A 20,669-nucleotide genomic window follows, 5' to 3' on the forward strand; every position below is an offset into this window, starting at 1 on the left:
GCCGGCGCGGCCGGAGCCTAGGCGGGGGAAGGGTTCCAGGGAGAAGACCACCTCGATCGGCACATCGAAGTGGGCGGCGATCTGCAGGGCGAGGGTCAGGCTCGGGGCGTACTCGCCGCGTTCGAGGTAGCCGATCGTCTGGTAGTGCACGCCGAGGGCGTCGGCCAGCTCGCGGCGGCTGATGCCCCGCTCGGCGCGCAGCATCGAGATGCGGTTGTGGACCTGCTCCGCCACGTCAGTAGCCCTGGTTGAGCACGCGCTCGCGGGCCGCGGCGACCGCTGACCCGGACTGCCGACGCGCCATCCGCCGCAGCGCGATCGGCGCGAGCACGAGCCCGGCGACGGTCCACAGCCCGAGCATCCCCGCCGTCTCCAGTACCCGCCACGATTGCCCGATCTCGAGCACCACGGCCTCGTCGGGCAGCAGCGCGGTCCGCAGTCCAAGGCCGGTCCAATACACCGGCAGGGCCTGCGCGAAGACCTGCAACCAGCCCGGCAGCGCCTGCAGCGGGTAGAAGATGCCGCTGACCGCCAGCAGACCGTAGGTGCCGAGCGCCGTCGTCCACAGCAGCGCGGGAGTGCGCAGCATCGCCCCGAAGACGGCGCCGAACGGCAGCGTCGCGAACAGCCCGAGAATGCTCACCCACAGCAGGGTGAACCAGGCCAGGGGGCTTGAGGGCCAGATGCCCGGGACGAAGAACCCGGCGAGCCCGAGCAGCAGGAGCATCGGGCAAAGGGCTGTGCCGATGTTGACGGCGACGTCGCCGATGAGCCGGCTCGGCATCCCGCCGGGCACCGCCTTCGCCCGCAGGAGGGTGCCGTCGTCGCGTTCGGTGATGAGCTGCCCGGCGATGCCGATGAGCCCGGAGGTCACGACCGTCATGGCGAGCAGGCCGGGGATGCCCAACTGCGCGAGGCTGACCTCGCTGCCCATGACGTCGGAGTCGCGCAGGAAGTAGATGGCGAGCAGCCCGAGGGCCGGCATGATGAGCCAGCTGATGAGCATCGGCGAGAACAGCTGGACGCGCAGGTCGATGACCAGTTGGCGCCTGGCGCCGCGCAGGACGGCGCCCCATCGGCCCGAGGCGGTGCTCGTCGCGGGTGTCGTGGCTGTGGTCTGCGTGTTCATCGGTGCTCCCCATCGGTCGTGTCGGACGTCGTGCCGGCGGTCGAGGAGCTGCGCGGGGTCGCGCCGGTGCTGCTCAGCAGGGCGCGGGCCTCGTGGGCGTCGAGCTCCTGGCCGGTCTCGAAGCGGTGCACGATCGAGAGGTAGGCGTCCTCAAGGCTGGCGCGCCGCACCTCCAGATCGGTGAACGGCCCGCCAGGGGCGTTGAGCACTTCGCGCAGGTAGGTCGCCGGGTCGTCGGTGGAATGCACGTGCGTGGCGCCGTCGCGGCCCCAGCGCACCTCGGTCGTCGCGCTCATCGCCCGACGCAGGGCGTCGGGGCTGCCGTCGGCGACGATGCGACCGCCGGCCAGAACGACGATGCGGTCGGCGAGCTTCTCCGCCTCGTCCAGGTCGTGGGTGGTCAGCAGGATCGTCACGTCGAGGTCGGCGACGCTGCGGATGAGGTCGTGAAAGTCGCGGCGGGCCTGCGGGTCGAAGCCGGCGGTCGGCTCGTCGAGAAAGAGCACCCGTGGGGCGCCGACCAGGCCGATCGCCACATCGAGGCGGCGCCGCTCACCGCCGGACAGCTTCAGGATCTGCCGGTCCTCCTTTCCGGTGAGGCCGACCCGCGCGAGCAGGTCGTCGACCGGCCACGGGCGGGGACGCTCCGGGGTGGAGTACGGGCGGTAGAACTCGCCGAAGTGGTGCAGCGTCTCGCGCACCCGCCAGCGGGAGTGATCGCGCCACGACTGCAGGACGACGCCGAGGTCGGCCCGCCAGGTGTCCTGCCCGCCGATCGGCTCGACGCCCAGCACCCGCACGTGCCCGGCCGACGGCGCCCGGAAGCCCTCGAGGATCTCGATCGTCGTCGTCTTACCCGCGCCGTTGGGGCCGAGCAACGCCACGACCTCACCGATCCCGATGGTGAGGTCCAGGCCGCGCAGCACGTCGGTGGAGCCGTAGCTCATCCGAAGGTCGCGCGCCTCGATGGCGGGCGTATCCGCCGCGGACGGGACGTCCCGAGTACTACCGAGCATGGTCGTCATGTTCATAAATGTAGTAGATCTACTACGAAGCGAACAAACTGTGTGGTGCTGCTGGGGGCCGGATGGGCTCGTGGGCGCGACCGGGACCGAGGCGGCAGCGCGGCGCGTCCCGCCAGACGTAGCGACTTCTCGACGTACTCGCGTCAGAGCCACTTTCACGCGTAACCCGCTGACCTGCGCCTTTGCTGCTCCGGGTTTGGTGGCGGGGGCTGCGAGTACGTCGAGAAGTCGCTACGTCTCACCTGCGTCGCAGCAGCGTGAGTACCTCGGCGTGGTCGGTCTGGGGGAACATGTCGAAAAGGCGCGCCCGCACCGGCTTCAGCGAGGGCATCGCCGCGAGGTCGCGGGCCAGGGACCCGGGGTTGCAGCTGCTGTAGATGACCGTCGGGGTGTCCATGGCCTCCAGCTGGGCGGCCAGCTCCGATCCGAGGCCGCGCCGCGGCGGGTTCACGATGAGCAGATCGGGTTCGGCCGCCAGCGCCCGGGCCGCTGTCGCGTCACCCACATCGAAAGTGACCTCCAGTCCCATCTCGGCCGCGCTGCGCCGGGCCGAGGCTACCGCCGGCGGGCTGACCTCGACGCCGTGCACGACCCGCCCGGGCCTCGCCGCGTGCAGCGCGAAGCCGCCGACGCCGCAGTACAGGTCGAGCACCGAGGTGCTTGGCGTGGCGGTCGCTGTAGAACTGGTTGACGCGGTGGTGTTGCTCGGCGCGGTGAAGCCGGCAGCGGCGGTGGTCCGGTTGGCTTCGCGGGCCGCGAGGTCGGCGTCGATCCACCCCCCGGCCTGGCGGTACAGGGCCGCCGCGACGGTGCCATTGGTCTGCACGAATGCCCCCGGCGCGACGTGCAGGGTCACTTCGCCGAACGGCATGGCCAGCGTCGTCTCGTCGGTCAGCAGGATCTCGGTCGCGCCCGCCGTGACGGCCTTGTGCTCGGGCAGCAGGTTGACCGAGACGACCCGCATGGCGGGCAACTGTTCGTGCAACAGCGGCAGCGAGCGTTGCAGCCGGCCGACCTGCCCCTGCGAGCGCAGCACGAACCGCACGAGCAGCCCGCCGTCGGCGGCCTCCACGACGTGCACGTACTTCAACTCACCGGAGCGTCGCGGCACCTCGTAGGGCCGCAACCCCGCCGCCGCGATGAACTCGCGCAGCACCGGCATCGCCGCCGCGGTCGCCGGCCCCAGCAGGCCGCACGCCGACAGGTCGACGCCGAGCCCGTCGGCGTCGAGGATGCCCAGCGTCGGCTCCGCCGGGGTGCCGCCCACGACCATCGTCGACTTCGTGCGAAAGCCCGACTCGGGTGAGGCGAACGGCTCCTCCCACGCCACTCCCGGCGGTAGAAGTGCCGCCACACGCGCCTGTTTGGCGCGCAGCTGCGTTGCGTACGGCACGCCCATCTGCGGGCACGACCGACACGCGCCGGCGTCGAAGTAGTCGCACTGCACGAGTCCAGAGTCTGGCAGTCACATGCCTGTGGATAACCACGGAGGTGGGTCGCCGGCTCCTGACAGCCTGGCTCTCATGAAGCGAAGGAGGCACGATGGTCACCATGACCCAGTTGCCGGTGCGCCACCAATGGACCCGGCACGAGCGCGACGCCATTTCGCCGGACGGCAACCGGCACGAACTCATCGACGGCGTGCTCATCGTGAGCCCCGCCCCCAAGCCCGTGCATCAACGGGTCTCTTTTCGGCTGGGTCTGCTGCTGGAGGCGTCCCGGCCGCAGGGACTGGAGGTCCTGGCGGCGCCGGTGGATGTCGTGCTCGACGACCAGAGCGTGGTGCAGCCCGATCTAGTCGTCGTGACCAGTGACTCCGTGGGCCGGGCGCATCTCGACGGGGCTCCGCTGCTCGCGATCGAGATCCTCTCGCCGAGCAGCCGCATGATCGACCTGCACGTCAAGAAGGACCGGATGCGCCGAGCCGGCTGCCCGCACTACTGGGTGGTCGATCCCGACGTTCCCAGCGTCGCCGCCTGGGACCTCGACGCCGACGGCGAGGAGCCGACCTACCTGCTGGCGGGTCGCGCGGTCGGTGCGCAAGCTCTGCGACTGAACGCACCGTTCGACATCGAGATAATCCCCTCCCAGCTGGTCTGACCCTGCTCGGCGGTGAGCCGGCTGCTCCCTTGTCGACATGCTGACGGGCCGACGGCGAAGTGTCACCGCCGCGACCCTGCGCCGTCACCCGCGCGAAACATGCCGTTCCTACGGTGACCGAACCAGTCGCCGAGCCCACTCGTTGAGCCCAGCAGTCGAACCCCCGAGGAGGCGATCTTGTTCGAGCACGTCGATCCCTTCATCGGGACAGGAGCCACCGACCTTCCGCCGCCGCAGGGTCTGGCGGCCGCCTGGTGGTGGCCCAAACCGCAGGTCGGCAACACCCACCCGGGCGCCACCTATCCGTTCGGCATGGTCTCGGCGTGCGCGTATTCCGGCGGCTACCCGACCGGCTACGGGCGCTACGACTTCAACACCGAGGGCGTGCCGCACACCATCCACGACCGGCAGGTCGCCTCCGGGTTCACGCACTTCCAGCAGTCCGGCACCGGCGCGATCCGCAAGTACTACAACTACTTTCGCGTCACCCCGATGCTCCACCCGATCGACGAACTGGGCCGGGTCTGGCCGCTGCACGACGAGGTCGCCAGCCCCGGATACTACGCCGCGACGCTGGCCACCGGGGTGCGCAGCGAGCTGACCGTCGGCCCGAAATCCGCCGTGCACCGCTACACCTTCCCCGCGCACGAGCAGGCGCGGATCGTGCTCGACGCCTCCATCGGCGGACTGCCCACGCCCCGCAGCCGCACGGTCCCGTTGCGCGCCTTCCTGGCGCTCGTGCGGCCCGGCGTCGCGCAGGGCGAGATTGTCGTCGAGGGCGTGCCGCTGGCCGTGCACATCGAGATCGACGCACCCGGCTGGCGGCAATCGCTGTGGTACGACCGCCGACTCATGCCCGGCGGCACCCGTCTCGATTTCGACTACATCCGCCCGACCACCCTGCGCCCCTTCGGCCTCATCTGGATGGGGCGAGCCAAGGCCGAGCAGTCCGTCGAGATACGCCTGGGCTTCTCCCTGCGGGGCATCGAGCGCGCCGAGGCAAACCTGCACGCCGACCTCGCCGAGGCCGGAGCGCCGGCCGGCACACATGGCGGGCCCGCGTTCGACCTGCGCCGCGAGGCCACCCGCACCGCCTGGCGCGAGCACCTCGACCTCATCCGCGTCGACGAGACCGGCCTGACCCCCGAACGCAAGACGACGCTGGCCACCGCCGCCTACCACTCGTTCATCAAGCCGAGCTTCGCGCCCGAGGAGTCCCCGTGGGGCACCGATGGGCCGTACGCCTTCGACATCTGCACGATGTGGGACATCTACCGCACCCAACTGCCGCTGCTGAACACCCTGCAGCCGAGCCGGTCCGCGGACCTGGCCACTGTGCTCATGGCGATCTGCGAGCAAGAGGGCAACCTGCCCATCGGCTACCGGATGGCCAAGGGGGCCGACCGGTTCAGCCGGCAGGCCAGCGCGCTGGCGCACACGTTCCTGGCCGACCTGTGGGCGCGCCGCGAACCGGGCATCGACTGGGACTGGGCCCTCGTGCACCTCGACGCCGACCTGCGCCGCACCTACGGCGAGGACTATCTGGCCCACGGCATCGCACACCCCGTGACGCACACCCTCGACCTGGCGTTCGCCTACCACTGCACCGAGCAGATCGCCCGCGGCGTCGGCGACGACACCCTCGCCGACCAGATGCACGCCCACTCCGGCGGGTGGCGGGCCGCGTTCGACCCCGCCACCGGGCTGCTCGTCGACTCGACGTTCTACGAGGGTGGCCGCTGGAACTACAGCTTCCGACTGCTGCACGACATGGCCACCCGCATCGAACTGGCCGGAGGTCAGGAGCGGTTCGTCGGGCTGCTCGACCGGTTCTTCGGCGTCGGGGCGCCGCCCGTGCGCCAACCCGGCATCCACCCCAGCAAGGAGGAGCTCGCTGCCGGCTACGCGCTCGGGCGGTTCGAGGGGCTGAACAACGAGCCCGACCTCGACGCGCCCTGGGCCTACCACTATGCGGGCCGGCCCGAGCGGACCGCGCAGATCGTGCACGCCGCCATCGCCAACCAGTTCGGTGTCGGCCGCGGGGGCCTGCCCGGCAACGACGACTCCGGCGGGCTGTCCGCCTGGTACGTGTGGGCGACCCTCGGGTTGTTCCCCGTCGCCGGGCAAGACGGTTTTCTGCTCGGGCCGCCCGCTGTCGCGCAGGCCGAACTGGCCCGTCCCGAAGGCGACCTGCTCATCACCACCGAGGGCTTGCGGGTGCCCGAACCCGGCGGACCCGTCTCCTATGTGCGCAGCGTGCAGGTCGACGGCCGCGAGCACGCCGGCACGTGGCTGCCGGGCCGCGCCGCACGCCGCGCCCAGCACATCCACCTCGAACTCGGCGACGAACCGTCGTCGTGGGGGCGGCGCACTCGCCCGCCCTCCCACTCCAGCTGAACCCCGCGTCGAACCCTCGCCGCCACCGCTCCTACCCCGACCGTCGCTCCCGCAGGAGGTGTCTTCCATGACCGTTGTGACCGCCCACCCGCCGACCAAACGCCTTGTCATCGTCGTCCGAGCAGATCCCGTCATCTGTGGCCACTCCGGCGAGGCCCGCTGCCTGGCCGAGGTCGCTCTGACCCGCGGCTACGACGACGTGCGGATCGTCACCTGGCCCATCGACCGCCTCGAGGCGGCCGGGCTGCCGCTGAAGCCGCTGGACCACGTGCTGCCGTACAGCGCCGGCATCACCGTCGAGCGGCCCGGGCCCGTCGGCGATTACCGCGTGCCCGACGGCCGCTGGCTCGCCGGCCTGACCGGCCGACTCATCGAGATCGTCAGCGACGGTGTGCCGACCGTCGTCATGTCGTTGTACCTCTCGCCGCACACCGTGGCCGTCGAGGAGGCCGTTCGGGTCGCCCGCAGCCTGGGCCGGGCGCGGGTCACGACGATCGCGGAGGCCGTGGGGTCCGACGTCACGAACATCGTGCGGGCCTGCGTGGAGTCCGACCGCTTCGGCGCCGCAGCGCACCTGCTGTCGGTGTACCTGGGATCGGACCACTGCGTGGCGGTCTCGCAGTACACCAAGGACCTCATCGTGGGCGAGGCCGCGACGCTCGACGCGTTGCACGGCACGTCATTCGCGCAGGCCTGCCGTGAGCGGGTCGGCATTTCGTATCCGGCGGTCGATTCCAGCGCCTACCTGTCGCTGAGTGACGACCGCATCGAGGCCGACCTCGCGGCCCGCGGGTTGACCCGCGGCGGATACGCGCTCTACCTGTCCCGGATCGCCTCGGCCAAGGGCCTCGACGACCTCATCGAGGCGTACGCGGGGTCGCGCGCCCGGGAGCAGGTGCGGTTGGTGCTGGCCGGCCGCGGCCCGCAGGAGGATGACGTGCGCCGCTGGATCACCCAGGCCGGCTTGGACGACCGCATCGTGTTGCTCACCGACGTGGGCGACGACGAGAAGCCGTCGCTCATGGCCGGGTCGGCGGCGTACGTGCTGCCGACCCGCCCGCAGCCGGAGTTCGTCGAGACGTTCGGCATCGCGCTGGTGGAGTCGATGCTCGCCGGAGGCGGTCCGGTCATCACGTGTCCGACCGGCGGGGTGCCCGAGGCCGTCGGCGACACGGCGCTCATGGTGCCGCCCAACGATCCCGCGGCGATCCGCGCAGCCCTGGACGCCGTCGTGTGCGACTGGTCGCCCGAGCAGCTGGCCCGACACCGCGACGCGGCGCGCGAATTCGCGGTGCAGTTCGACCGGGCCAATGTGTTCGACCGGCTGTTCGCCCGCCTGGCCCCGCGCAGCGTCGACGCCGTCGCCTGAGCCGCCGGCAGAGATTCGATCCGACCCGGGAAGGGTCTCGCCAAACGATAGTGTTCGCTTTTACAGCCCGGACGGTGCAAAAGCGAACACTATCTTTCGCGGGCCTGCTTCCCGCCTGCCCGTAGGTGCCCGCTATGGGTGAAAGGTCGCCTATGTGCGCGGTCAGCTGGAGGCGGCGACAGCCGCAGCAGCGGAGCCGGCGGCAGCGGCCGCGGCGATGGCATTGCGGACGGCATCGGTGGCCCAGCCGGTCTGGTCGAGCTCCTTGAGTCGCCGGTTCAGCTCGCCCTTTCGCGCGCCCGGGAACACCCGGCCGTGCAGACCGACCGCGACGATGAGCGCGCCGAGCGCGACGATTCGCGGATCGTTGGGGGTGAGCCCGGTGATCATGACGCCCCGCAGCTCGGTGAGTCGCTGGTCGCGGCGGGTGCCGGTGATCTGCGGGTAGCGAGAGGTGTCCCACATCCCTAGGAACCTGGATTGCTCGCGCCGCACGATCTCGGCCGTGCACAGGTCGTCGAGTAGATCTTGGGTGAACTTGCCCTTGAGTTTTGTGGCCCACGTCTCGGGCTTGCGCTCCTTCTCGCCGGACAGGCGACGCAGCAGATCGTCGGCCCGCGGCTGACCGGTCGGCGACGGGTCGACGACCTGCACCTTCTTGGCGCGTAGGTCGACCCGGCCCGCCAACGCGAGCTCGGCCAGCAGCGCACCGACCTCGCCATACCCCATGGCTTGCGTAGCGCGGCGCTTCCCGGTCTCTGGGTCCAACGACAGCAGCAACAGGTCGTGCGCGAGCGTCAAGGTCGTCATAGCTTTCACGCTACGGCGCTGGCTTGCCGAGCGGATCCGCCCCGAGAATGAACCGTCGTGGCCGGCAACAGCGGCCGTTCCGCCGTCCGGCGGAGGCGCTGGGGACGACCCGCGCAGGTATCCGGCCAAGCCTGCGCTGGGGCGTCGCGGGCCCCATGATCGAGACCATGCGCATTCTGCTGCTCGGGTGGGGTTCTCGTGGTGATGTCGAGCCGTTCGTGGCGTTGGGGCGGGGGCTGGTGGCCGCGGGGTATGACGTGGCCATCGCGGCGGGGCGGGATTTCGCGTCGTGGATCGAGAGCCACGGAGTGACGTGCGAGCCGTTCAGCGTCGACATGGAGGAGGCGATGCGCTCGCCGCTGGGGCGGCGCTGGCTCGGCGCGCCGACCGGCAGCGTGCGGGCCGAACTGCGGGTGATGTCGGACGTCGTCCACGGTTTCGCCCCGACGCTGGCGCAGGATCTGCTGCGGATGGTGCGTCCCGACGACCTCGTCGTCTCCTCGAGCCTGACCTTCGACTCGATGCTGGCCATCGCCAAGGCGCGCGGCTGCCGGCACGTGACCGCCCTGTTCACCCCCGGCATTCCCACCCGCAGCGGCACCGCCAGCCTCGCGCCCGTGCGAGCCGACGGCGACAGCGCCCTGAATGTCGCCTCCGGGTACGCGGCCATCGCCACCATGTACCAAGTGATGCGCCCCGCGGGGCGGCTCGTGCGGCAGCGGCTCGGCCTGCCCAACGAGTCGTTCTGGAGCTACGGCCGGCAGGGGCGGCAGGTGCCGGTGCTGCTGCCGGTCAGCCCTCTCGTGTGGCCGCCGCCCGCGGACTGGGGGCCGCGCGTCCGCGTCACCGGCTACTGGAACCTGCCCGCCCCCGAACCGGCCGACCTGGCGGCCCAGGTGCCGCAGCACGTGCGCGACTTCATCGCCGCCGGGCAGGCGCCCGTCTACTTGGGCTTCGGCAGCATGACCAGCCCCGACCCGCGCGCGACCGCCGACCTGCTCTACACGGCTGTTGCCAGCGCCGGCGTACGGGCCGTCATCTCGCGCGGGGTCGACCGGCTCGGCGACCTCGGCGTCCCGCTCGACCTGCAGGGCCGGGTGCTGCTCGTCGACTCCGTGCCGCACGCCTGGCTGCTGCCGCGCTGCGCCGCCGTCGTCACCCACGGCGGCTCCGGATCGACCGGCGCCGGCTTGCGCGCCGGGGTGCCGAGCATGGCCGTGCCCCACATCGGCGACCAGCCGTACTGGGGCCGGCGGTTGCACGAACTCGGCGTCGGCCCGCCGCCCATCAAGCGCGCCGACCTGAGCGCGCAGAACCTCGCCGACGCGCTCACCGCCATGACCACCGAGCCGGCCTACTCCCGCGCCGCGGTGGCGCTCGCCACCGACCTCGCGCGAGAGAACGGCGTGGCGGCCGCCGTCGGGCTGCTGGCGAACTACCTCGCGAACACCGGCGGCTGAACCGGGGGCGTCGGTCTGCGCCGGAACGCGCCGGAATGCGCCGGACGCGCCGTGCGGTGCCGGTGGACACGCCGGATCGGCACGCAGGCGCAGGTGTCACCATGAGCCTCGTGTCGACGATCGTCTTCTGCCACGCCCATCCCGACGACGAGGCCTCCCAGACCTCCGGGACGATGGCCCGCGCCGCCCGCGAGGGGCACCGGGTCGTCGTCGTGTTCGCCACCAACGGCGACCACGGCGAGGTCCCGCCCGACCTTGCCGATGGAGAGAGCGTCGTGCAGCGGCGGCGCCGGGAGGCGGCCGCGTCGGCGCAGGCCATCGGTCTGGCGCGCGTCGCCTGGCTCGATTACGCCGACTCCGGCATGACCGGCTGGGAGCAGAACGGGGCCGACGGCTGCTTCCACGCCGCCGACCTCGACGAGGCCGCGGGCCGGCTGGCGGCGATCCTCGACGAGGAGGATGCCGACGTGCTCGTCGGCTACGACTGGCACGGCGGCTACGGCCACCCCGATCACGTGAAGGTGCACCACGTCGTGCACCGGGCCGCCGACCTCGCGGCCCGGCGGCCCCGCCTCCTTGAGTCGACGATGAACCGCGACGCGATGCGCCTGCTCATGGCCTCCGCCAAGGAGGCCGGCATGGAGGCGGGGATGGATGTCGACGGGCCCGCCGACGACGGCAATCCGTTCGGCACCCCGGAGGCCGAGATCCACTACCGCGTCGACATCGCGCCCGATCTGGAGGTCAAGCGGGCGGCCCTGACGGCCCACGCCAGTCAGACCAGCGACGTGGGGATGATGCTGGCGATGCCGCCGGAGGTCTTCGCCCTCGTCTTCGGCTTCGAGTACTTCATCGAGCCCGGCCGCGAGCCGGGCATGCGCGACGCCTGGATCTTGTCGGACTAACGCGCGGGACGGGCCGCGGGACGATCAGTAGGGCCGCGGCGGAACGTAGTCCTGCGGTCCGCCGGGAGGCCCGCTGAGCTGGCCCTTCGGGTCGTACCCGAAGCGGTTTTGGTGACGCTGTCCGTCGCGAATCGTCCAGATGAGCATGATGATCCATCCGATGATCGGGATGAAGTTGAGCAGCTGCCACCAGCCTGACTTGTCGATGTCGTGCAGCCGGCGGCAGGTGACCGCGATCGAGGGGAGCAGCAGCACCACGTTGGTCAACCACTGCACCGGCCCCTGGTCGCCGCCGAGCTCCCAGCGCGGGAACACGATCGAGTCGATGATGGCCGCCGCAATGCTGACCAGGATCTGGAACAACACGAAGTACCAGAACTCGCTGCGTCGCGCGCGACCGTCGAACGTCACGTATTTGGTCAGGCACGTGCGGACTGCTTCGCCGAAACCCATCAGATCTCCCCTGAATCTCCCCTGGACCGCCACTGCAGGTGGCGCCCGGTGCGCTACTTGCGCACCCTCCAAGGATGCCGTCTTCGGTCGCCGTCGTTGGCAACCGGGTCGCTTGCCTGCGGTAACTCCGCGGCCCGGGGCGGGCGCTGAAGGGGGCGCGCACCCGTAAGCTCGCGTGTCATGACGGCCAATCCCGCGATGGATCCGCGTACGTACGTTCCCCGCGGGTCGAACGCGCAGCTGCTCGATGACCTGCGCGCGCTGCTTGGGCCTCCGGCGGCTCCCGGCGGCACGACTGCCACCGGCTCCCTCCCGGTCATCGACCCGGCCACACCACCCGCAGCCTCGGGGCGACTGCATGTGTCGCACGGCAAGGATTCCGCAGAGCTGCCCGCGCAGGTGGCCGACGCGTTGCGGCTGCTCGTGGCGGCGCTGGCCGACGGGCGACCGGTGACGGTCGCCCCACAGACGCACCTGGTGACGCCGCAGGAGGCGGCGCAGATGCTGGGAGTGACCAAGACCCAACTCGAGGAGCTGATGGATTCAGGCGCTCTGCCGTACCGCACGATCGGCCGCCACCAGCGCATCCTGCTCACCGACGTGCTCGCCAGCGTCCGCCGTCGGCTCGGTGACCAGGCCGGGCTGGGCCTGGGCGACGACTAGGCCGCCGGCTTGCGAGAGCGCAGGAGGTAGGCGCCCAGCGCGCCGGCCAGCAGTCCGATGGCGAGCGCGCCCAAGAAGCCGACGAGGCCGTCGGCGACGCCCTCGCGCATCAGCGCGTCGCGCGAGAAGAGGAAGACGCCGAAGGCGAGCGCGGAAGGCGCAACGGTCCGCCAGTCCGTGCGCCCACCGTCGGCCGGCAGCTGCGGCGCGGGCAGACGCCGTAGGAGCAGCCGGTGCCACCACAGCAGGATGGCTCCGAAGACGAGGGCCCCGATGATCGAGGTGGCCAGGCTCAGCAGATACGCACCCATGCGCCCATCCTGTCGGTGACGGCCGGTCAGGCCAGCAGGGGGATGCGGGAGCGGTGACCGGTAGCCGCGAGGGTGATGAACGGGCTGAGAGGAGCGGTGGGGCCGGCCAGGGCGCCGATGGCGTGGTAGAAGTCCGGGCGGCCCGGCCACACGTTGCTCGACGCGCGCAGTTCCTCGTCGAGTTCGTTGATCCAGGTGCCGCGATCGTCGATGAAGTGGGTCGCGGCGAAGTCCCAGGCTCGACGATATTCGTGCTCCCAGCGCTCGTCGGCGGTGACCTTCAGCAGCGCAGACGTGGTCCAGATCGTCTCGCATACCGGCCAGTGCAGGCGCAGCCGCGACACCGGAGAGCCATCCCAGTCGACCGTATAGACCAGCCCCTCGCGCCCGTCGGTCCCCCAGCTGTCGAGGGCCCGGCCGGCGAGGGCGACGGCGTGCTCGACCAGCCAGTCCTCGCCGCTGATCGCGGGGGAAACATGCAGCATGAGCAGCAGCCGCGCCCACTCCAGCGAGTGCCCGTAGGTCGCGCCGTACGGCCGGAAGGGGTGGTTCGGGTCGTCCCGGTTGTAGTCCCGCACCACCTGCCACTTCGCGTCGTAGTGCTCCGGCAGCAACCACGTGCCGTCGGTCGCGATATCCCGGACGCAGCGTCGAGCGATCGCCAGGCCGCGCAGGTGCCACTTCGGGTCACCGGTGACATCGCCGAACGCCAGGAACGCCTCCAGCCCGTGCATATTGGCGTTGGCCCCGCGGTAGTTCTCGGAGTCGGAGAAGTCGCGGGCGAACGACTCGCGCAGCGCCTCCGCCTCGGGCTCCCACAGGTGCTCCTCGACGAGCTGCAGCACGGTCTCCAGCAGTTCGGCGCCCTGCGGGTGGCCGACGGCCGCGGCGGAGGCCGCGCCGAGCCCGACCTGCACGTGGTCGTAGGTCGACTTACGGCCCTCCGGCTGAGACGGGTCGCTGAAGAAGCCGCCGTGCGCGTCGTCGGTGAACAACCCCTGCAGGGAGGCGATCGCGTGGTCGAGCAGCGGCCGGCAGCCCGGGATGCCCAACGCGACGCCGAGTGCGCTGACATGCGCCATCCGGGCCGTGAGAAACAGCTGCGGGGTGCGGTCGGGCAAGGGGGTGCCGTCGGCGTCGAGCCAGGCGAAGCCGCCGCCGGGCAGAGCCGAGCCGACCGCGAAGGAGAGCAGCCGCCGGATGTTGTCGTCCAGCCACGCGAGATGCGGCGGTCGGTTGAGCCACGGCTGGGCGTCGAGCGTCTGCTGGGTCATGGGTGACACCCTGGCACGGCGGCCCGCGCGTGGGGACCAAGGGGGAGGGCTGTCCATTGCGATAACACCGTTATTTATGGAGTTACCGAGCGGCGCGCGAAAGCGGCCCAGGAATGGCTCGTAATGTCGGGCCAAACGGGCACGCTAGTGGCATGCGTCACATTCGCCGCGCTCTCGACCCGACCGGCTACCGGTTCGGGTTTGTCGCGGCGGCGGTCTGCGCCCTCTACCTCTGGATCATCGTGGTGACCGCGCTCCTCGACGCTCTGGCGGTCCGCGACGGGCCGGACGACTACATGCGGTGGGTGCCCGATACCGCCGGTCACTGGATGTCGGCGCCGGTCAGTCTGCTGCTGGAACAGGGTCTGTTGGCCGTGTCGGGGCCGGTGGAGCAGTACCTGGGCGTGTCCGTCGTGGGTCTGCTGCAGTGCCAGGTCTTCGGTGCCGTCCTGATTCTGCTGGCCGGGGCGATCCAGACGGTCCTGCTCTTTCTGCTCCTGCGCGGCCCGCGCCGTGCCAGCACCGAGCCCACGCAGCGCAAGAATCGCGCGCACTCGTCGGCCTGAGCCCGCCCCGCGAGGCGCCCCGCGAGGGCGCCTACCCGTCAGCCTGGGCTTAGCTGCCTACCTACATCCCCAGCGCCTTCTGCAATTCGGTGATGGCGAGGGCGATGAAGGCGAGCGCGCACAGGCCCATGAGGATGTTGGACACCGGGCCGTTGCGCCACTGTCGCGGCACGCGGTCGGTGTTGAGGATCCACAGCAGCGTGATGGCCAGGAACGGCATGAAGAAGGCGCCGAGTACGCCGTAGGCGAGGATGAGGTAGATCGGCCGGCCGAGGAACATCATGACCATCGGCGGGAACGTCAGCCACAGGATGTACGCCTTGTACCACTTGCCGCCGGACAGCACGTCGGGGTGGTCCTTGCCGAGGCCCTTGAGGTGACCGACCAGGTCGGCGAACATCATCGACACGCCATTCCACACACCGACCAACGAGCTCATCGCCGCGGCCCAGAAGCCGACGAGGAAGACCGACCCGGCCCACGATCCGTACCGCTCGCCCAGCACATTGCCCAGGTCGAGCAGGCCCCGGTCGCCGGTCTGCACCGCGATATTCGCCGAGTACAGCAGCTCGGCGCCGACGATCAAGGTCGAGACGACGAAAATGCCCGTGACGATATAGGCGACGCCATTGTCCAGGCGCATGACGCCCATGTACTTCGTCGTGGTCCAGCCCTTCTCACGAATCCAATAGCCGTAGGCGGCGAGCGTGATCGTGCCGCCCACCCCGCCGGCCACCGAGAGCACGTTGACGATCGCGCCCGGGGGCACCGTCGGCGCCAACCCGGCGAGCATCGCCGGCAGATTCGGCAGCGTCAGGGCGGCCGCCCCGACCATCGAGACGAACATCAGGCCGACCAGCGCGGCGCACACCTTCTCGAAGAACGCGTAGTGGCCGAACCAGACGAGCGCCAACCCGATCAGGCCCGACAGGATGCCCCACCAGGTCACCGACAGCACCGGGAAGAGCGACGCCAGCGGCAGCCCCGTGCCGGCCATGGCCGCGGCGCCGTACACGAATCCCCAGATGACGATGTACGGGGTGAAGTAGAAGTGCGTCCACTTGCCCAGCGTCGACCAACCCTCGTAGATCGTGTTGCCGGTCGCCAGGGTGTACCGCCCGGCGCCCTCCACCAGCACCACCTTCATGACGCAGCCCAGGATCACGCACCACAGCAGCGCATACCCGTACTTCTGCCCGGCGATGAGCGTCGCCACGAGGTCGGCCGCACCGACTCCCGTGGCGGCGACGATGAGCCCGGGACCGATGAGGCGCCACTTCGGCGTCTTCGCCCCTTCGAGCGTGGCGGCTTCGCTGTTCATCCGGCCTCCTGGCGGTTTCGCGATTCCGGTGCGGCGCGGGCGAGCTGACCGGGCACTCGTGTGACGAGCCCGCATCCTGCCACGCCCACGAGACTGTGCAGGTGATTGTGTGCGCTCTGTCCGAAATGCGGATGGGCTGTTCGAAGCATGCAGATGGTGGTGCTACCACGAGTCTCGACTACCCTCACAGGGTGGAGATCGCGCAGCAGCGGGAGAGTCGACCGAGCGTGGCACAGGTCGACTTCGGCGACGGTCAGCTGGCCGTCATCGATTACGGGGCGTCGGCGGCACCGGATGCGGTACCCGTGCTCCTCGCGCACTCCCTGGGCAACTGCGCCGACACCTGGCAGTTCGTCGGGCCGGCCTTCAGCGACCGGATTCACGCCTACGCCCTCGACCTGGCCGGGCACGGCTCCAGCACGGCCACCGTGCGCACCTTCGACGACGCCTGGCAACAGTTCATCGAGGTCAGTCGCGGTCTCGGCCTCGATCGGCCGGTGCTCGTCGGGCACGACCAGTCGACCTTCCAGACGTCGCTGGCGGCGATGGAGGCACCGCAGGAGTTTCGCGCGGTGGTCAGCATCGGCGGTGCTGTACACATCGACTACGAGAAGGCCCGCCAAGACATCGACTTCGCGCTGCTGCCGACGTTCGCGGACATGCTGCGGGAGCGCTTCCTGCTCGGCGCCACCGGCAGTGGCCGCCAGGAGGCGGACAACCTCATCGAACAGCTCGTCGGCCTGTCCACCCAGGACTGGCTGCTGGCCGGCATGCGCGAGGGGCTGCACACCGAGGTCGCTAACTCGGTCGAGTACTTCGACGACGGCACATGGCTGCACAAACCCGCCCCAGAGATGGTGCAGCGCAGCGTCGACGTGCCCGACCGGCGCCCCATCACCCCGGGACCGTGGTTTTACGACCGCCTCACCGTGCCGCAGTGGATCGTGCAGCTGCGCGAGGGCTACGAGGTGCTCACCCCCGACGGCGCCGAGTTCGTCGCCGAGCATCCGATGCTGCGCCACGCCTACCTCGACACCACCGCCTGGCCGCAGTACGACAAGCCCGCCGAACTCGCCGCGGTCATCGAGGCCATCGCCCTCGATCCCGCCGGCCCCGACCTGTAGCGCGCCGGTAGGCCTGCGGCCGGCCGTCGCCAGCCAAGGTCTGTCGGGCCAGCCGGGTCAGTCGCAGAGCGTGGCGACGAGCACGGCCTTGATGGTGTGCAGCCGGTTCTCCGCCTGGTCGAAGACGATGGAGGCGGGGCTCTCGAACACCTCGTCGGTCACCTCCACCCCCTCCAGCCCGTAGCGGTCGGCGATCTGGGCCCCGACGTCCGTGCCGCGGTCGTGGTAGGCGGGCAGGCAGTGCATGAACTTCACGTCGGGGTTCTGTGCGCGCGCCATGAGCTGCGCATCCACGCGGTAAGGGCGCAGCAACTCGATCCGCTCGTCCCACACCGAGGTCGGCTCACCCATGGAGACCCACACGTCCGTGTGCACGAAGTCGACGCCGGCCAGGCCCGCGGCCACGTCGTCGGTCACCGTGAGCCGCGCCCCCGTGGCCGCGGCGATCTCCCGCGCCTGCCCCACGACCGCCGGGGCGGGTTGTAGCGGCCCCGGCGCCACCATCCGGGCGTCCATGCCCATGAGCGCGGCCATCGCCAGCAGCGAGTTGGCGACGTTGTTGCGGGCGTCGCCGACGTAGGCGAACACGATCTGCTCGTCCGGCTTGTCGCAGTGCTCGCGCATCGTCAGGGCGTCGCACAGCGACTGGGTGGGGTGCCAGTCGTCGGTCAGCCCGTTCCACACCGGCACCCCGGCGTGGCGGGCGAGTGTCTCCACCGCGCTGTGGGCGCTGCCGCGGTACTGGATGCCGTCGTACATGCGCCCCAGCACTCGGGCGGTGTCGGCGACCGACTCTTTGTGCCCCAGTTGGGAGCCGGTGGGGTCGAGGTAGGTGACGTGGGCGCCCAGATCGTAGGAGGCCACCTCGAAGGCGCACCGCGTGCGGGTCGAGGTCTTCTCGAACAGCAGCGCGATATTGGCGCCGGCCAAGGCCCGCTCCTGGGTGCCCGCCTTCTTGGCGGCCTTCAGCGACGCCGCCAGCCCCAGCAGGGCGCGCCACTCCTGCGCCGTGAAGTCGACCTCGCGCAGAAACGATCGACCGCGCAGGGTCTGCTGGCGCTGGGTCCCCATCTAGATGTCCTCTCGTTGCACCGGGCAGCTCATGCAGCGGGGGCCCCCACGCCCGCGCCCCAACTCACCGCCCGGAATCGTCACGACCTCCACGCCCTGCGCACGCAGGTAGTCGTTGGTCGCGCGGTTGCGTTCGTAGGCCATGACCACCCCGGGGCGCACGGCCAGCACATTGCACCCATCGTCCCATTGCTCCCGCTCCGCTGCCCCGAGGCTCTGCGGGGTCGTCAACACCCGCAACGAGGAGACCCCCAGGGCGTCGGCGATGACGTCGTGCATCGCCTCCGGCGCGTGCGATGCGACGCGGAAGCCGGCTTGATTGTCGGCCGGGGTCAGCGAGTAGGTGGGCAGCATGCCCAGGCCCGCGTACTTGGTGAACGAACGCTCGTCGACCATCGACATCACGGTGTCCAGGTGCATCATCGCCCGGGTCCGCGGCATCGCGACCCCGACGATCGTGCGCGCCGCCCCTTGGGCGAACAGTTGCTGCGCCAGCCGCTCGACGGCCTGCGCCGTGGTCCGTTCGCTCATGCCGACGAGCACCGCGCCGTGGCCCAGCACGTGCACGTCGCCGCCCTCCATCGTCGCCAGCCCGGTGCCCAGGCCGCCGCCCCACCAGTTGAACGGGGTGTCTGTGGCCGCCAACTGCGGGTGCCAGCGGTAGATCGCCTCGTAGTTGACCGACTCGCGCACGCGCGCCAACATCCGCATCTGGTTGACCGACACCCCGCCGTACACCCAGCAGGAGGTGTCGCGCGTGAACAGGTGGTTGGGCAGCGGGGAGAGCACGAACTCCTCACCGGCCTGCGTCGCCAGCACCAGGGAGTCCAGGTCGGCGTCGCCGGAGGAGCCGTCGAGCCGGGCGCGGGCCTCGGTCTTGGACAGCCCGTCGATGAGGGCGTCGGCCAACTCGGCGTCGCCCATTCCCTCCAGCACCGCCAGCAGCGGTCCGACCGCCCCCGGGCCGAGCATCTCGTCGTCGAGCAGCTCGGCGAAGATGAACGACCGAGCCGCCGGCACCGCCAACGTCTCGCGCAGCAGGTCACGCAGGTAGAGCACCTCGACATCCAGATCGCGCAGCGCCTGCGCGAAGACGTCGTGCTCCTCCTGCGCGCGCGGCACCCACGGCAGGTCGTCGAAGAGCAACTCGGCCATGTTGGAGGGCGTCAACCGCGCCAACTCGCGCCCCGGGCGGTGCAGGATGACGCGGCGCAACGCCCCGACCTCCGAGCCGACGTACGCCCGCGCCGCCGGGTCGGTCGGCGTCGTCTTCGTGCTGTGATCAGTCATCGCCGCACCTCGTTTCTGTGTCGTCATTGCCTGTCGTTACTGCGGGCTGTCGTTACTGCGGGTGATGCCGTGCACGCTACCGGCCGCCATCGCCCGCTTCGCCGTGAAGCCCCGGTCAAGCAGGGTCGCATGGTGGACCCCGCACGAACCGCCATGCGGACCAGGTCGACAATGTGGGACATGAAGGCGCTCCTCCTGGAGAACATCCACCATCTGGCCGAAACCGTGTTCAACAACGCCGGGATCGAAGTAGAGATGCGTCCCGGCGCCCTCGCCGAGGACGACCTCATCGAGGCCCTCGACGGCGTCGACCTGCTCGGCATCCGTTCGACCACCCAGGTCACCAAGCGAGTGCTGGACGCCTCCCCACACTTGAGCGCGATCGGCTGCTTCTGCATCGGCACCAACCAGGTCGACCTCACAGCCGCGGTCGACCTCGGCATCCCGGTCTTCAACGCCCCCTTCTCCAACACCCGCTCGGTCGTCGAGCTCGTGCTCGCCGAGATCATCGTGCTGGCCCGCCGGCTCACCGAGAAGGATCGACAGCTGCACGCGGGGGAGTGGAACAAGTCGGCCGCCGGCTCGCACGAGATCCGCGGCCGCAAGCTGGGCATCGTCGGCTACGGCAATATCGGCAGCCAACTGTCCGTCGTCGCCGAGATGCTCGGCATGGAGGTGTACTTCTACGACACCGACGACAAACTGGCCTTGGGTAACGCCAAACGGTGCGCCTCCCTGGAGGAGCTGCTCGACGTCGCCGAATGCGTCACCCTGCACGTCGACGGCCGGGCCGGCAACGCCGGCCTGTTCGGTGCCCGCGAGTTCGGGCGGATGCGCGACCGGGCCCTCTTCCTCAACCTGTCCCGCGGCTTCCTCGTCGACTACGAGGCGCTCGCCACCGCGCTGGAATCCGGGCACATCGCCGGGGCCGCGGTCGACGTCTTCCCCAACGAGCCCAAGACGCGTGTGGGCGACTTCGCCTCGCCGCTGCAGAACCTGCCCAACGTCATCCTCACCCCGCACGTCGGCGGCTCGACGATGGAGGCGCAGGAAGACATCGGCCGGTTCGTCGCCGCAAAGCTGCGCGACTACACCCACCTCGGCACGACGACGCTGAGCGTCAACGCCCCCGAGCTCACGCTGGCCTTCGCGCCGGGACACCACCGCATCACGTACTTCCACACCAACACCCCGGGGGTGCTGGCCTCGCTGAACAACATCCTGGCCGACCACGGCGCCAACATCGACGGGCAACTGCTCGGTACGCGCGGGCAGATCGGCTACGTGGTCACCGACGCGTCGATGGCCATGCCGCAGGACGTGGTGGCCGCGATCGAGGCCCTGCCCGAAACGATCCGGCTGCGCCTCATCGGCTGACGCCCCGCCAGGCATCCCGCCCGA

General features: G+C 70.5%; 20 protein-coding genes. 9 read left to right on the top strand and 11 right to left on the bottom strand.

Translation table 11 applies throughout. From position 1 onward, the window contains the following. From KILIM_RS05695 to KILIM_RS05710, 4 genes are all read right to left on the bottom strand, one after another. A partial coding sequence (locus tag KILIM_RS05695) for a helix-turn-helix transcriptional regulator (RefSeq protein WP_006591688.1) occupies positions 1-234 on the bottom strand: 234 nt, incomplete at its 3' end. Between the two features lies 1 nt (position 235). Further along, entirely contained in the window at positions 236-1,129 is an 894-nt protein-coding gene (locus tag KILIM_RS05700; RefSeq protein WP_006591689.1) for an ABC transporter permease, read from the bottom strand. Further along, positions 1,126-2,160: an ABC transporter ATP-binding protein gene (locus KILIM_RS05705; RefSeq protein WP_006591690.1), complete on the bottom strand. Its 1,035-nt coding sequence runs from the start codon at positions 2,158-2,160 to the stop codon at positions 1,126-1,128. Before KILIM_RS05705 ends, KILIM_RS05700 begins: the two co-directional genes overlap by 4 nt. Before the next feature lie 232 nt (positions 2,161-2,392). Further along, positions 2,393-3,601 carry a methyltransferase domain-containing protein gene (locus tag KILIM_RS05710; RefSeq protein ID WP_040562367.1) on the bottom strand — a complete coding sequence of 403 codons (1,209 nt, stop codon included), beginning with the start codon at positions 3,599-3,601 and terminating at the stop codon, positions 2,393-2,395. A gap of 95 nt (positions 3,602-3,696) precedes the next feature. On the opposite strand from KILIM_RS05710, the gene KILIM_RS05715 reads away from it, so the two are divergent. The 3 genes from KILIM_RS05715 (at position 3,697) to KILIM_RS05725 (ending at position 8,020) form a co-directional block, all read left to right on the top strand. Continuing rightward, a complete protein-coding gene (locus KILIM_RS05715) occupies positions 3,697-4,254 on the top strand; it encodes a Uma2 family endonuclease (RefSeq protein ID WP_006591692.1) in 558 nt (185 codons plus the stop codon). Positions 4,255-4,431: 177 nt separating this feature from the next. Further along, complete coding sequence (locus KILIM_RS05720; RefSeq protein ID WP_006591693.1) at positions 4,432-6,651, top strand: glycoside hydrolase domain-containing protein; 2,220 nt, start codon at positions 4,432-4,434, stop codon at positions 6,649-6,651. A 67-nt stretch (positions 6,652-6,718) separates the two neighbouring features. Continuing rightward, entirely contained in the window at positions 6,719-8,020 is a 1,302-nt protein-coding gene (locus KILIM_RS05725; protein ID WP_006591694.1) for a glycosyltransferase, read from the top strand. A 162-nt stretch (positions 8,021-8,182) separates the two neighbouring features. On the opposite strand, the gene KILIM_RS05730 is transcribed toward KILIM_RS05725, so the two are convergent. Next, positions 8,183-8,830, bottom strand: coding sequence for a GOLPH3/VPS74 family protein (locus KILIM_RS05730; RefSeq protein WP_006591695.1), 648 nt, complete (start codon positions 8,828-8,830; stop codon positions 8,183-8,185). 167 nt (positions 8,831-8,997) lie between these two features. Between KILIM_RS05730 and KILIM_RS05735 the strand changes: the two genes are divergently transcribed. Both KILIM_RS05735 and KILIM_RS05740 read left to right on the top strand, forming a co-directional pair. After that, entirely contained in the window at positions 8,998-10,290 is a 1,293-nt protein-coding gene (locus KILIM_RS05735; protein WP_040562395.1) for a glycosyltransferase, read from the top strand. A gap of 101 nt (positions 10,291-10,391) precedes the next feature. Next, positions 10,392-11,195, top strand: a complete 804-nt coding sequence (locus KILIM_RS05740; protein ID WP_006591697.1) for a PIG-L family deacetylase — start codon at positions 10,392-10,394, stop codon at positions 11,193-11,195. 24 nt (positions 11,196-11,219) lie between these two features. On the opposite strand, the gene KILIM_RS05745 is transcribed toward KILIM_RS05740, so the two are convergent. Further along, on the bottom strand, positions 11,220-11,648 hold the full coding sequence (locus KILIM_RS05745; protein WP_006591698.1) for a DUF805 domain-containing protein: 429 nt from the start codon (positions 11,646-11,648) through the stop codon (positions 11,220-11,222). A 180-nt stretch (positions 11,649-11,828) separates the two neighbouring features. On the opposite strand from KILIM_RS05745, the gene KILIM_RS05750 reads away from it, so the two are divergent. Beyond that, positions 11,829-12,311 carry a helix-turn-helix domain-containing protein gene (locus tag KILIM_RS05750; protein ID WP_006591699.1) on the top strand — a complete coding sequence of 161 codons (483 nt, stop codon included), beginning with the start codon at positions 11,829-11,831 and terminating at the stop codon, positions 12,309-12,311. Here KILIM_RS05750 and KILIM_RS05755 read toward each other — a convergent pair. Both KILIM_RS05755 and KILIM_RS05760 read right to left on the bottom strand, forming a co-directional pair. Continuing rightward, the gene (locus KILIM_RS05755) at positions 12,308-12,622 is read right to left on the bottom strand and encodes a hypothetical protein (protein ID WP_006591700.1); all 315 of its coding nucleotides are present in this window, start codon (positions 12,620-12,622) and stop codon (positions 12,308-12,310) included. The two genes, KILIM_RS05750 and KILIM_RS05755, sit on opposite strands and share 4 nt — an antisense overlap. A 26-nt stretch (positions 12,623-12,648) precedes the next feature. Next, positions 12,649-13,896 (bottom strand): AGE family epimerase/isomerase, encoded by a 1,248-nt coding sequence (locus KILIM_RS05760; protein ID WP_006591701.1) that lies wholly within the window; start codon positions 13,894-13,896, stop codon positions 12,649-12,651. A gap of 152 nt (positions 13,897-14,048) precedes the next feature. Here KILIM_RS05760 and KILIM_RS05765 point away from each other — a divergent pair, with 152 nt between their 5' ends. Next, positions 14,049-14,462 carry a hypothetical protein gene (locus tag KILIM_RS05765; protein ID WP_006591702.1) on the top strand — a complete coding sequence of 138 codons (414 nt, stop codon included), beginning with the start codon at positions 14,049-14,051 and terminating at the stop codon, positions 14,460-14,462. Between the two features lie 61 nt (positions 14,463-14,523). Here the strand turns inward: KILIM_RS05765 and KILIM_RS05770 are convergent, their stop codons facing one another. Then, a complete protein-coding gene (locus KILIM_RS05770; RefSeq protein WP_006591703.1) occupies positions 14,524-15,783 on the bottom strand; it encodes an Nramp family divalent metal transporter in 1,260 nt (419 codons plus the stop codon). A 191-nt stretch (positions 15,784-15,974) separates the two neighbouring features. Here KILIM_RS05770 and KILIM_RS05775 point away from each other — a divergent pair, with 191 nt between their 5' ends. After that, positions 15,975-16,907 (top strand): alpha/beta fold hydrolase, encoded by a 933-nt coding sequence (locus KILIM_RS05775; RefSeq protein WP_040562369.1) that lies wholly within the window; start codon positions 15,975-15,977, stop codon positions 16,905-16,907. A gap of 57 nt (positions 16,908-16,964) precedes the next feature. Here KILIM_RS05775 and argF read toward each other — a convergent pair whose 3' ends face one another. Both argF and KILIM_RS05785 read right to left on the bottom strand, forming a co-directional pair. Then, on the bottom strand, positions 16,965-17,978 hold the full coding sequence (gene argF / locus KILIM_RS05780; protein ID WP_006591705.1) for an ornithine carbamoyltransferase: 1,014 nt from the start codon (positions 17,976-17,978) through the stop codon (positions 16,965-16,967). Further along, positions 17,979-19,268 carry an arginine deiminase gene (locus tag KILIM_RS05785; RefSeq protein WP_006591706.1) on the bottom strand — a complete coding sequence of 430 codons (1,290 nt, stop codon included), beginning with the start codon at positions 19,266-19,268 and terminating at the stop codon, positions 17,979-17,981. A gap of 180 nt (positions 19,269-19,448) precedes the next feature. On the opposite strand from KILIM_RS05785, the gene serA reads away from it, so the two are divergent. Then, complete coding sequence (serA, locus tag KILIM_RS05790) at positions 19,449-20,645, top strand: phosphoglycerate dehydrogenase (protein ID WP_040562371.1); 1,197 nt, start codon at positions 19,449-19,451, stop codon at positions 20,643-20,645. Positions 20,646-20,669: the final 24 nt, after the last annotated feature.

This window comes from Kineosphaera limosa NBRC 100340 (assembly GCF_000298215.1).
GTDB classification, from domain to species: Bacteria; Actinomycetota; Actinomycetes; order Actinomycetales; family Dermatophilaceae; genus Kineosphaera; species Kineosphaera limosa.

Bases quoted from the DNA above. Each gene is read 5' to 3' on its own strand.
- KILIM_RS05750 (WP_006591699.1), top strand. From the start codon at position 11,829: ATGACGGCCAATCCCGCGATGGATCCGCGTACGTACGTTCCCCGCGGG.
- KILIM_RS05735 (WP_040562395.1), top strand. From the start codon at position 8,998: ATGCGCATTCTGCTGCTCGGGTGGGGTTCTCGTGGTGATGTCGAGCCG.
- KILIM_RS05760 (WP_006591701.1), bottom strand. From the start codon at position 13,896: ATGACCCAGCAGACGCTCGACGCCCAGCCGTGGCTCAACCGACCGCCG.
- KILIM_RS05705 (WP_006591690.1), bottom strand. From the start codon at position 2,160: ATGAACATGACGACCATGCTCGGTAGTACTCGGGACGTCCCGTCCGCG.
- KILIM_RS05715 (WP_006591692.1), top strand. From the start codon at position 3,697: ATGGTCACCATGACCCAGTTGCCGGTGCGCCACCAATGGACCCGGCAC.
- KILIM_RS05765 (WP_006591702.1), top strand. From the start codon at position 14,049: ATGCGTCACATTCGCCGCGCTCTCGACCCGACCGGCTACCGGTTCGGG.
- KILIM_RS05730 (WP_006591695.1), bottom strand. From the start codon at position 8,830: ATGACGACCTTGACGCTCGCGCACGACCTGTTGCTGCTGTCGTTGGAC.
- KILIM_RS05745 (WP_006591698.1), bottom strand. From the start codon at position 11,648: ATGGGTTTCGGCGAAGCAGTCCGCACGTGCCTGACCAAATACGTGACG.
- argF (WP_006591705.1), bottom strand. From the start codon at position 17,978: ATGGGGACCCAGCGCCAGCAGACCCTGCGCGGTCGATCGTTTCTGCGC.
- KILIM_RS05700 (WP_006591689.1), bottom strand. From the start codon at position 1,129: ATGAACACGCAGACCACAGCCACGACACCCGCGACGAGCACCGCCTCG.
- KILIM_RS05740 (WP_006591697.1), top strand. From the start codon at position 10,392: ATGAGCCTCGTGTCGACGATCGTCTTCTGCCACGCCCATCCCGACGAC.
- KILIM_RS05755 (WP_006591700.1), bottom strand. From the start codon at position 12,622: ATGGGTGCGTATCTGCTGAGCCTGGCCACCTCGATCATCGGGGCCCTC.
- KILIM_RS05725 (WP_006591694.1), top strand. From the start codon at position 6,719: ATGACCGTTGTGACCGCCCACCCGCCGACCAAACGCCTTGTCATCGTC.
- KILIM_RS05785 (WP_006591706.1), bottom strand. From the start codon at position 19,268: ATGACTGATCACAGCACGAAGACGACGCCGACCGACCCGGCGGCGCGG.
- KILIM_RS05770 (WP_006591703.1), bottom strand. From the start codon at position 15,783: ATGAACAGCGAAGCCGCCACGCTCGAAGGGGCGAAGACGCCGAAGTGG.
- serA (WP_040562371.1), top strand. From the start codon at position 19,449: ATGAAGGCGCTCCTCCTGGAGAACATCCACCATCTGGCCGAAACCGTG.